This window comes from Conexibacter sp. SYSU D00693, from assembly GCF_017084525.1.
GTDB lineage: Bacteria > Actinomycetota > Thermoleophilia > Solirubrobacterales > Solirubrobacteraceae > Baekduia.
In genome coordinates, this window is sequence record NZ_CP070950.1 from 1,083,379 (window position 1) to 1,094,625 (window position 11,247).

The following is an 11,247-nucleotide window of genomic DNA, read 5'->3' on the forward strand; positions in this document are numbered from 1 at the left end:
GGCCGTTGCGTGCCGCGGGGAGCATCCGGCGCCCCGCAACGACGAGGGGCCCGCTCGCGCGGGCCCCTCGCGTGCTGCTGGTGCGGCTGGCTAGAGGACCTTGACGCGGACGCTCTTGACGGCCGAGTACTTCTTGATCAGGCCCTTGAGCTTGAGGACCTTGTTCGTCTTGACGGTCTTGGTGACCTTCTTGACGAGCTTGCCCTTCTTGCCCAGGAAGGTGACCTGGATCTTGGCGGTCTTCGCCTTGCCGGAGACCTTGGTGGTCACCGTGCCCTTCGAGAACTTCGCGTACAGGACGCGAGCCTTGCCGGCCTTGGTGCTACGGGCCGGGGAGACGCGGGCGGTCGGGTTGTTGCTGCCACCCGTGCCCAGCACGCCGCCGCCGCCGCCGCCGCCGTTGTTCGCGGCCGGGGGAGCGGGCGGGTTGCCCGGGCCCGGAGCGGGCGGGTTGACCGGCGTGCGGCCGACGATCTGCTGGATCGACAGGTCGCCCTGCGGACCCTCGACGGCGTCCTCAGCGATGTCGACGCCGTAGGTCGCAGCCACCTGGCCGCCGTCCGTGAACTGGAGGCGGACGGTGTTGCCGTCGACCGTCACGACCGTGGAGGCCGCGGCGATGACGTTGCCGTTGATGCCGCGGGCCACGAAGGCGCCGGGGCCACCGGGGACGTCGTCGATGTCCTCGTCGAAGGACACCAGGATCGACGCGCTGTCCTGGTCGATCTCGTAGCCCGTCGCGTCAGGAGCGTCGGTGAAGCCCGCCGGGTTGCCGGTCAGGTTGCCGATGCCGATGGTGGCGGCGGTGTTCGGAGCGCCGAAGAAGGCAGCGCCGTTCGAGAGGACGGCACCCGGGAGGATGGCGGCCTGGACGACGGAGCCGTCGACGTCGGTGTCGGTCGGGAAGTAGACCCGCACGACGCGCTGGTTGCCGCTCAGCTGCAGGACGACGGCGTCGATGCCGGCGTACTCCACGCCCTCGCGGTCACGGACCTGGAACAGGGCCGGGGTCACGCCGACCTTGACGGGCTGGTTGGCGTCGAACTCGAAGTCGACCGAGTTCGGGCCGGAGATCTCAGCCCCGACCAGGTCGGGGCGGGACGTCTGGCCGTTGGAGGCGACGTCGTCCCAGACCTCGTACTGGTTGGTGTTGCCGTTCTGGTCGGTGACCGCGGCATCGCCGACGAACAGCCGGACCGCGTGACGCACCGTGTCGGCGCCGCCGTTGGTCGGGAAGTTCGCACGCACGCGGCGACGATCGCCGTTGACGATCGACGCGCTCGTGGCGGCGAGGGTGTTGCCCTCGTCGTCGACGTAGATGAAGTCGCTCGGGTCGTTGATCGTCTGGATGGGACGGTCGAACGTGACCTCGATGCGGTTCGTGGTCGGGTCGACGGTGGTGCCGATGATGTTGGCCAGCGTCGTGTTGCCCGAGTCGGTGCCCTGCGTGGTGTTGATGAGGGCCGTGGCGTCAGCCAGGTTCTCGACCGAGCCGGTCACCGAGCGGACGTCGTCGCCGCCAGCCGGGCCGTCGACAGCACCGACGGTGAAGTTCGACGAGTCGGAGACGTTGTTGAAGCGGACGCGGACGCAGTTCTGGAGGCCGTCGCCGAGCTCCAGGGTCGCGGCGTCAGAGCGCTCCGAGTCCGTGTTGTTGTAGCCACGGAGGTAGAAGCCCTCGTCGTCGATCGGCGAGTTGCGGACGTCCTGGTCGAAGCAGAAACGAACCTCGTCGTACGAGTTCGTGTTGTCCTCGAGGACGCGAGCCGAGATGAGGTCGGGACGGTCGTCGAACGCCGCAGTCGGCGCACCAGCAAGAGCGGCGTGAGCGGACGGCGCAGCAGCGACCGCCATGAGAACACCCAGGCCCGTAGAAGTGAGGCGCTTGCCTCGCATAGGAGATACCCCCAGCCGTTGATGGAAACGAAGCCGGCGGGAGGAGGAACTTCGCCCTGCCACCTCCAACCGACGACCGGCAGCTTAGGGTGCGCTCGGGCCTGCCCACAATGGAGGAAAGGGCGGTCTTGGCCCTACCCGTTCGGGTAGTCCCATCGCCTCAAGCTTGCCGGAGCGGGAGGGCGTTGGGAGCGCCAGTGGGGCTACCCCCACTCTGGTGGTGCGACCTCCCGCCGGGGCAGGGATCCGGCGGGGTCGGTCGCGGCTGGAGGTCGTGGGGGTGACCTGGTGCCCTCATCGGCGCCGGCGGGCCATGGCTTGAGGGGGTGGACGGGTGTTCGACCCCTGGTTCGCCGCGTGGCGGCAGTGTGAAACGTGCGATGTGGGCGCAGGGACGGACGCGCGGTCCCGAACGACGTGGACCCGCGGTCGAACCGGCCGCGGTGGACGCCCGCCACGAGCGTGATCGTCTCACGCGCGCGAGGCGCGCCTGCTCGAGGGCCCGGTCTAGCGCTCGCGCTCGAGGCGCGCGAGCACCTCAGCGGCCTCGGCGCGGTTGCGCACGCCGAGTCGGGAGAAGATCGCCCGCACGTGGAACTTCACCGTGTTGGGCGAGAGCAGCAGCTCGTTGGCGATCTCGTCGTTGCGCCGGCCCGACGCCAGGAGGTCGAGAACCTCCCGCTGGCGCTGGCTGAGCTCGGGCATCGCCGAGACGCGCGGGACGTGGACGGCCATGAGCTCCTGCCAGCCGTCGGGGAAGATCGCGTGGCCGCCGGCGATGTGGCGCAGCGCGGCGAGCACCTCCTGCGGCGGGTAGGTCGCCAGCAGGACGCCGTCGACCCGGTGCTCGAGCGCCAGGCCCACGAGGGCGGCGTCCAGCTCGGAGGCCATGAGCACGCGCCGAGGCACGTGCGGCGGCAGCGCGTCGCGCAGTGCGGCGAGGTCCGCCGCCGACGTCTCCCCGGCCTCGACGAGGATCACGTCGAAGCGCGAGGGCTCCCCGGCGGCGAGGAGGTCCATGGCGGTGGCGTGGACGACGAGCGGGGTGCGGTCGCCCTCGACCGCCATCGCGCCGGTGACCAGGTCGGCGACCGTGGCGCTGCGCGCCACCAGGGCGACCGTGAGCGGCTCGAGCTCCGGCGCGCTCCCGCCCAGCGGCCGCGACGGCGCGGCGGCGGTCACCGGCTGCAGCGGGCTGCCACCGGCGGCGGCGAGGTGGTCGATCGGGCGGTCCATGACGTCCAGGCGCGGGGGTGCCGCGCCGACGAGGACATTAGGGAGGAGGAGGTCCCACCGCAACGGGTGCCTCGGGGAGTATGAAACCTACCCCTTCGGGTGGTCCCACCCCTGGTCGCCCGCCAGGACCGACGGTGGTCCACCTGCCGTGAGCGGTGTCGTCGGACCGCCCGGCGGTGGCGAGATCGACCACCTCCACTCGGTGGGCTACTCTTCCGCCCGAAGGGGCCGTGGGGGCCCCACTCGAACAGGCAGGGGTAGCCATGACGGACATCGACGTCGCGGGGATGGGGATCGCCGCGAGGCAGGAGGAGACGGCCGCGGCCGCGACCCAGGTGCCCACGGTGGCCTTCGTCGGCGGCGGCACGCTGCTGCGCGAGGCGCTCGGCTGGTGGCTGCGGGCCAGCGGGGCCTTCGACGTCACCGCCTCCTGCGCCACCCTCGCCGACCTCGCCGTGCTCGACGTCGCGCCGGTGGACGTCACGCTCGTCGATGCGACGCAGCTTCCCGACCCTTCCGCGGTCGAGGCCCTCGAGCGCCTTCCGAGCGGCCGTCCCAAGCTCGTGCTCCTCGCCCCCACGCTCGACTCCGCCCTCGTGCGCGTCGCGGCGCTCTGCCGCGCCTCGGGCGTCGTCCTCGAGTCCGACAGCGCCCCTGACGTGCTCGACGCGCTGCGCCACGTGTGCAGCGGACGCGTCGTCTACCCCGCCGGCTGGCAGGAGCTCGCCGCGGAGACCGACGTCCGCAGCCCGGTCGCGCTGCTCAGCCAGCGCCAGCTCGAGGTCCTGCGCCTCGTCGCCGAGGGCCGTCGCAACGACGAGATCGCCGCTGAGCTCGTCGTCTCGCAGAACACCGTGAAGTTCCACATCCACGAGATCTACGCGAAGCTCGGCGTGCGCAACCGGGTGCAGGCTGCCCAGATGCTGCTCGCCGAGGACGGCAAGTGAGCGGGCGCGCCCGCCGCGCGGCCGCCGCCCTCGTCGTCGCGCTGACCGGCGTCGGCCTGGCGCCCCACGGTGCGCTCGCCAAGCCGGCGTTCGACCGCGGCGGGAAGGCGAAGGCCGCGGCCGCCAAGGCCAAGCCGAAGGCCAAGGCCGCCCAGGCGATGCCGCTGACGCCCGACGAGGCGCGGCTGCTGGAGCTCGTCAACGCCTACCGCAAGTCCTTCGGCCTCGCGACGCTGACCGTCTACCCCACGCTGCTGACCGAGGCCCGCTGGTACGCCCAGGACATGGCGTTCAACGACGCCTTCACGGTCACGCACATCGACTCGCTGGGCCGCACCATCGACCAGCGCTTCTCCGACTTCGGCTACCCGATCCTCCGCCCCCTCGGCCAGGCCACGGCCTCCGGCGGCCAGACCCCCGAGGAGACCTTCGAGCAGCTGCGCGTCTCGCGCCTGCACGACGAGATCATGCGCGACCCCCGCTTCCGCCTCGCGGGCATGGGCGTCGGCGTCAACGACCGGACCGACTCCAAGCGCTTCTGGGTCATGTCCTTCGCCCGCGACGACCCGCGCAAGACGGCGAAGCCGAAGACCTCGTCCCGGAAAGCCACGGCGGCGAGGATGACCGAGTCCCGAAGATCCGCCCAGCGTTAGCCCGCGGGGGGAACCGGCCGCGGCTCTCACTGCAGGAAACCCGTGCGCCACCTAGTCGGGCGGGCACCGTCATTTTGTTCTCTCCCCGAAAAGCCTTCGAAGCACGTAGGCGGCCGTAAGACCGACGTCGATGACGAATCCGACCGTCACCAACATCCATCCCGGCACATCAGTCCACAAACCGCCGGGCACACCAAACACAAGGACCAGACCGGCGGCAAGGATCCCAGCGCCTGTCCATTCAATCGCCCTCATGGATCGCCGCCCGACTTAGCAGTAGTACTCGTCCTCGGCAACGTGGCAGGCATAGCCGCGGCCGAGCTTTTTGAGCGAGTTGACGATAGAGCCACCGATGGTGCGCTTCCGGGCGAGTCCGTACCCGCACCCCACGGCCCCAAAAGGCAGCAGCTTGGTGCGTGCCGCGGCGAATGCTGCGCCTCGCGCGCACGAACTGACCCGCTGCGAGACCTGCTGAGCCCCTTCATCCACACCGCAGATGGAACCAAGGATCTGGTGACAGCTGATGGTGCCGCTCGGATCTACCTTGTTAATTGGGTCACCCGCAGCGTAGGAGTACTTGTTGCCCTCGAGCAGGTCCCCCGTCTGGTCCAGAGGATCCGGCTGCGTCCACCGCCGCATCCTCGGGCTGTAGTACCGCGCGCCGAAGTGGTACAGGTCCGCGCTGCTGAGGTAGTGCCCGCCGAGCCACCCCAGATGAGACACAGGGGCCGTGCCGCCAGTCAGACCGGTACTCTCGCCGTACGGACCGTAGCTGATGCTTCGCAGGACATTGCCTGACTGGTCGAGCAGCGCGATGACCGAGCCGAGCCGATCCGTGACGTAGTACTGGGTCACGCCACCGACCGTGCGCTGTGCGATCGGGTCGCCCTTGTCGGTGCGCGTGAAGTAGGTGCTGCCCTTGCGGCTCAGCCCGAGGAAGTTGTACTGCAGCGCGGTCGTCCCCTCGGTGATGAGCTCGTCGTTCGAGGCTCCGAGGTGCGTGAGCGCCGTGCCGTTGACGGAGGCGATCTGGTCTCGCTGGTTGTACGTGAGAGTCAGCGCATCCAGAGCTGGGCCCGCCGTCCCGGCCCGCGTGACGGTGCGCAGGTTGCCGTTGGCGTCGTACGTCAGCGAGTTGGTCGAGCCGTTGAAGCTCGTCATTTGGTTCGCCTCGTTGAAGCCCGCGGTTGCACCGGCCGGATGGACGTTGCCCACGGGAGTGATGCCGATCGCCGTGTTGTCTGCTTCCGTGAGTTGCCCCAAGCCGTTCTCGTAGAAGTAGTAGATGCCGGTGTCCTGCAGCAGCTTGTCGCCGCTGTACTGATAGGTCCGGGTCAGCAGACGTCCAGAGGACTTGTCGGCCGCGATCTCCTCTGGGCGACCGAGCTGGTCGAACTTCCGCGTGACCGTCACGCCGTTGGGCATGACCACCTTGTTCTGGTTGCCGGCCGTGTCGTAGTCGAAGGTGACGCCTCCGGTCATCGACTCCGTCGGCTGCGACACGCGAGCGATCTGGTTGTCGGGCTTGTACTGGTACCGGCTGGCTCCGCTGCCGTCGGACAGCGTCAGGAGGTTGCCGACCTCGTCGTAGGTGTAGTCCGTCTGGCGCCCGTCCGGTTGCCTTTCGGAGGTGGCCCGGTTCTGGCGGTCGTAGGCGTAGGTGCTCGAGCCCACCGGATCGGTACGCGACGTGATGTTGTCGTTCGCGTCGTAGACGAAGTTGACCGACCGGCCGTCGGCGTAGAGCAGCTTCTTCAGGCGGTCCAGCTTGTCGAGCGTGTAGGTCGTGAGCTCCTGGCGACCGTTGCGGTAGGACGCGAGCCGCGCATAGGCGTCGTACCCCATGGCGACGGTAACCGGCCCTCCGCCAGCAGCGACACTCGGCGGCGCGACGGACGTGAGGTTCCCGTCGCTGTCGTAGCCGTAGGACGTCTGGCGACCGCTGAAGTCCTTGATGAGGTCCAGTCGACCGCCCTTGCCGTCCGCTGTGCTCCCGTACGTCGCCGACGCGCTGGAGTACTCATTCCCCGAGCAACGACTGGAAGGCGCGCGGGCGCTGACGTTCGTCGGGTTCCCGTTCCCGTCGTACGAGTACGCCGTGCCGCGGTTCGCGCTGTCGGTCTGACACACCATGCGGTACTTCGCGGCCGGGTCGGTCGGTGCGCCGTAGTACATGCGGCTGCTGAACTGCACCCCAGATGCGGGCCTGCTCGTGATCGTGGCCGGGTTCCCGCTCACGTCATCGAAGGCGATGCTCTGGGCGGGGCTGGCTCCCGTGGCAGCCCCGGCCGGCGTGTACGACTCGATGAAGAGCTTCTCGGTGTACCCCTGCTTCCGGGTCCTTCCGGCCGGGTCCTTCGCCTCCACCAGCTCGCCGCTGGCGCCGAGCTTGAACTCCGTCGTGAGGTTGCGGGCGTCGATCACCTGCGTGATGCGCTTCCGCGGCTTTGCCTGGCCGTTCGCGTCAGGCGGCCCAAGCGGTTCGTAGACGTAGGTCGTCGTGTTCCCGGTGCTCGCGGTGGGACGGATGATCTTCTCGACGCGACCCGAGCTGTCGTAGGCGAACGTCGTGCTGTAGGTCCGGGGATCACGCCAGGAGCTGAGCCTCCCGCTCGCGTCGTAGGAGTAGAGGTAGACGCCGTTCTCTGGATCCGTGTACTGGTTCAGCCGACCGCTGGTGTCGTAGCCGAACTGCCATTGGCGGAAAATCGGGTTGGAGGTCGAGGGCGCGGCCTTTGGGTTCTGGTGCTGCGCGACCTTGGTCAGCTTCGACCCCGACCATGTGAGCTGCAGGAGACGGCCCGCCGTGTCGCGGATCGTCGTGACCTTGCCAGCGGAGTCTCGGAGGTACACGACGCTACGGCCGTTGTTGTCCTCGAGCGACGTGAGCTGACCGGACGAGTCGAAGCGCTGCTTCGACTGGCTGTTGTTCGCCGTGAGGGTGTACTGGCCCCCGCTGAAGGTGAGCTGCGCTCCCATCCACTCCGGCTCGATGTACTGGGCCTCACCAGCGGTTCCCGCGACCCCAGGCTCGATGGTCACGCGCGTGCCGGTGGCGCCACGGACCGTGACCTTGCCGTCCGGTGAGAGGTCGAGACCCAGGTCGGGCGCGGCGTCGAGCTGCCAGCCCGGCCCCAGAGCCCCCGTGGAGCTCGACTGCGAGTTGTACGTGTGCCCAATCAGGACATCAGGACCCAGACCACCGGAGAGCTGACCGTCAGCCTGGGAGACGATGAGGTTGCCGTTGGACAGGTTGACGGACGCCGACGACCTCGCGTTCAGCCGCGTGCCGCTCGTGGCGTAGTGCGGTCGAAGCCCGAGGCGCGGATCGTCCCAGGTCACCTCCATGGAGATCCCCCAACCGCCCCACGCCGAGACCAAGGCGCCCGCGCCGGCGAAGGACTCCTCCGTCGCGCGGAAGAGGACACCGAAGTTCGGCTGCTGCTCGTCGAGCCAGTCCTGAGCCGCACGAGTCAGGTCCCAGAAGGGCGTCGGATCTGCCCCACCGAACTTGCGCGTCGAAAGGCGCTTGGTGGTGTCGTAGGTCCCTCCGGGCACCTGCCAGCCGTCGGTCCAGGTCGCCGACTGGCCCCAAGCCTGCGTCAGCGGATACGCATCGATCGTCCCGGCCCGGTGCACCGTCGCGCCAGCGGTGACCTTCGCCGAGGCGATGTATCGAACGCCGCTTGGCAGCTCCGGCATCGCAAAGACCGCAACCGCGCGGTTCCGGTAGTTGCCGTTCAAGCCGATCGTCGACGAGGAGCCGCACACCGTGGGCCCAGCCTCGTTGAGCCAGCAGAAGCCCCAGAGGCGGAGGTTCGCCGTCGGGTCGACCGTGACCGGGAACGCACGGTGCTCATCGCGCAGCCAGTTCGGCGTCAGGACGACCTCGACGCGCCAGCCTGGACCAGCCGGACGCAGGACGTAGTGCGCGGCCTCGTCCTGAGCGCCCTTCGCATCGCTGGCCCACGGCTTGGGGAGGTTGGCGAAGTCGCCCTCCGGCCCTCGCAGGACGATCGCGCCGTCCTGGAGCTTGGGGGTGAGTCCCTTGGAGAGCCGCAGCTCGTAGGCGAAGGTCGACGGGGCGTCCGCCGAGCTGAGCGTCAGGAGCTCCTTGACGCCGGTGGGCGTCGAGGACAGATCCATGCGGGTCGCCGGGAAGGCGTCCTCGTAGCGACCGGTGTCGCCGCGGAAGTCGCTCTTCGCGGGACGAGCTCCGAGGGAACGCATCTCGAGCCACATGCCGCCCTTCTCGAGGCGGACCGGGTCGCTGAGCGAACGGGGGAGGCGCAGGTCGAACTCCGCGGCCGTGTTGTCCACATACCTCGGATCGTCGGACGGCTTCAGCGTGGGATCGATGGCCTTCCACTTGCCGTCGACCTTGAAGTTGCGCGGGCCGGTGGAGACGGTCGTGACGCGCTGGCCGTCCTCACGGACCCACGTCTCGGACGTTCGGGTCCGCTCGTCCACGAGTTCGCGTGGCTTCTCGGCCAACGCCGCTGCGGCCGGGGCGAGCAGCACAGCGATCGTCGCCGTGGAGATGGCCAGGAACCGCCTCCGGGCACGCGTGAGCACTGCCGTCCCAGCCGACACAGACCGTCCGCGCATGACGCGCCCCCTGCCCTCTCGGGCGTTCTGGAGCCCCTGCCGAGCTCTCGTGGTCCACCCTTCCTGAGCGAAGCACGACAGGTGCGTCAGCTAGTCAGAGTGCCGACAAACCGCGATCCTGCTCATTGGTCAGAGCAGGCTGTTCATGTGTGGTGAACCTCAGCAGCCGTCCGGCACCCGGACGGTGCGGGTGACGGTCTGGCCGTCGGAGCCGCGGGCGCGGACGCGGAGGGTGGCGCGGGCGCCGGAGCCGCCGGGCCAGCGCAGGGAGAAGGTCTGGGCGCCCGGCCGGGCGCGGACGTTGGAGGTGCGCGAGCGGCGGCCCGCGGCGACGCGGAGGCCGAGGGAGGCGGCGCCCGTCACGCGGATGCCGACGTCGAGGCGGCCGACGTCGCACCACCCGCCCTCGGGCTCGAGGACGCTGAGGCGGACGGGGTACGGGTTGCGGACGAGGTAGACGCCGCCGCGCAGGGACCTGCCGCCGGAGCCGGGGGCGCTGACGGCGAGGTCGGGGCGGCCGTCGCCGTCGAGGTCGGCGTCGCCGGCGAGGGCGTCGCCGAAGCGGCTCTGCTGCACGGAGCCGGCGATGAGGAGGCGCTCCTCCGGGATGGCGAGGTCGACCTCCTGCTCCTTCGTGCCGCGCACGACGGCGGCGGCGCCGGCGAAGGCGACGTCGCCGACGTCCGCGGCGCTCGAGCCGACGAGGAGGTCGCGGCGCCCGTCGCCGTCCATGTCGCCCGCGGCGGCGACGGCGCGCCCGGCGCGGTCGCGGTCGGTGGCGCCGAAGACCGTCGGGCGCAGCAGGGCGCCGTTGCGCGGCAGGACGTAGACCTGGCCGGCCTGCTTGCGCTGGCGCGGCGAGGAGCCCCAGGCCCCCGCGGCGATGTCGGCGAGCCGGTCGCCGGTCACGTCGCCCACGTCGGCCAGGGAGAAGCCCAGGAGGGAGCCGGGGCGGGGGCCGACGACGCCCTGGATGCCGGGCCCGCCGAGCAGGAGGTCGGTGCTGCCGGGCCGCCAGCCGCCCTTGACGAGCCAGACGCGGCCCGAGCGGGTGACGTCCTCGGGCGCCGCGATCGCGTAGTCGGCGAGGCCGTCGCCGTCGCGGTCGCCGCCGCCCGCGACCGACCAGCCGGCCGTGGCACCCTCCGACGGGCCGGCGAAGGCGAAGGCCTGGTCGCCCGGCGCGGCGAGGTCGACGATGCGCTCGGGCGTCGGATCGCCCCGCACGACGAACGCGGCCCCGGCGCGGACGCGGCCGCCCGGGTCGGCGCCCGGAGCGCCGAGGAGCAGGTCGGGCCGCCCGTCGCCGTCCTGGTCGCCGACCGACGCCAGCGAGCGTCCGAGGTTGTCGGCCGGCATCGCGCCCCAGATCTTCTGGCCGTCGGGGCCGAGGTTCGCGAGGTCGAGCTCGCCCTCCCCACGGCCGAAGACGACGTACACCCGGCCCGCGGCCGGGCGGTCGACCGGCGAGGCCTGGTAGGCGCCGATGGCCAGGTCGTCCGCGCCGTCGCCGTCGACGTCGCCGGCGTTGGCCAGCGCGGTGCCCGCCCGCTCGTGGGCCTCGGCGCCGTAGACCATGAGCCGGCCCGCGGCGCGGCGGCCGGTGATGGGGCCGAACAGGACCTCCACCCCGCCGGCCTCGTCGCGGCCCAGCGGTGACAGGCCGCGCGCGCCGACGGCGAGGTCGTCGTTGCCGTCGCCGTCGAAGTCGCCCGTGGCCAGCGCGCTGCCGGCGACGGCGTCGGGCACGCGCGAGCGCAGCTCGAGCTGGCGCAGCTCGGCCGTGTCGATGTAGTCCGGCAGCTCCTGGGCGCCCGCCGGCGCGGCACAGACGAGCGCCGCGAGCAGTGCGGCAGCGGGCAGCAGACGGCGCATGGAGCCGGTGAGGATAGGCATCGCCCCGCCCC

6 protein-coding genes are annotated in these 11,247 nt (G+C 70.7%); 2 read left to right on the top strand and 4 right to left on the bottom strand.

Annotated elements, in window-relative coordinates:
- Positions 1-90: 90 nt before the first annotated feature.
- Positions 91-1,854: a hypothetical protein gene (locus tag JUB12_RS05505; RefSeq protein WP_205698622.1), complete on the bottom strand. Its 1,764-nt coding sequence runs from the start codon at positions 1,852-1,854 to the stop codon at positions 91-93.
- A 549-nt stretch (positions 1,855-2,403) separates the two neighbouring features.
- Positions 2,404-3,132 (bottom strand): response regulator transcription factor, encoded by a 729-nt coding sequence (locus JUB12_RS05510; RefSeq protein ID WP_205698623.1) that lies wholly within the window; start codon positions 3,130-3,132, stop codon positions 2,404-2,406.
- A gap of 263 nt (positions 3,133-3,395) precedes the next feature.
- On the opposite strand from JUB12_RS05510, the gene JUB12_RS05515 reads away from it, so the two are divergent.
- Together JUB12_RS05515 and JUB12_RS05520 are read left to right on the top strand one after the other, a co-directional pair.
- Positions 3,396-4,079 (top strand): response regulator transcription factor, encoded by a 684-nt coding sequence (locus JUB12_RS05515; protein WP_205698624.1) that lies wholly within the window; start codon positions 3,396-3,398, stop codon positions 4,077-4,079.
- The gene (locus JUB12_RS05520) at positions 4,076-4,732 is read left to right on the top strand and encodes a CAP domain-containing protein (protein ID WP_205698625.1); all 657 of its coding nucleotides are present in this window, start codon (positions 4,076-4,078) and stop codon (positions 4,730-4,732) included. The genes JUB12_RS05515 and JUB12_RS05520 overlap by 4 nt, the downstream gene beginning before the upstream one ends.
- Positions 4,733-5,002: 270 nt before the next feature.
- On the opposite strand, the gene JUB12_RS05525 is transcribed toward JUB12_RS05520, so the two are convergent.
- Together JUB12_RS05525 and JUB12_RS05530 are read right to left on the bottom strand one after the other, a co-directional pair.
- Complete coding sequence (locus JUB12_RS05525) at positions 5,003-9,307, bottom strand: RHS repeat domain-containing protein (protein WP_205698626.1); 4,305 nt, start codon at positions 9,305-9,307, stop codon at positions 5,003-5,005.
- A 192-nt stretch (positions 9,308-9,499) separates the two neighbouring features.
- Positions 9,500-11,215: an integrin alpha gene (locus tag JUB12_RS05530; RefSeq protein WP_205698627.1), complete on the bottom strand. Its 1,716-nt coding sequence runs from the start codon at positions 11,213-11,215 to the stop codon at positions 9,500-9,502.
- Positions 11,216-11,247 lie beyond the last annotated feature (32 nt).

What these genes read in the sequence shown, in the direction of transcription:
- JUB12_RS05530 (WP_205698627.1), bottom strand. Translation starts at nt 11,215, where the DNA reads ATGCGCCGTCTGCTGCCCGCTGCCGCACTGCTCGCGGCGCTCGTCTGT.
- JUB12_RS05505 (WP_205698622.1), bottom strand. Translation starts at nt 1,854, where the DNA reads ATGGCGGTCGCTGCTGCGCCGTCCGCTCACGCCGCTCTTGCTGGTGCG.
- JUB12_RS05510 (WP_205698623.1), bottom strand. Translation starts at nt 3,132, where the DNA reads ATGGACCGCCCGATCGACCACCTCGCCGCCGCCGGTGGCAGCCCGCTG.
- JUB12_RS05515 (WP_205698624.1), top strand. Translation starts at nt 3,396, where the DNA reads ATGACGGACATCGACGTCGCGGGGATGGGGATCGCCGCGAGGCAGGAG.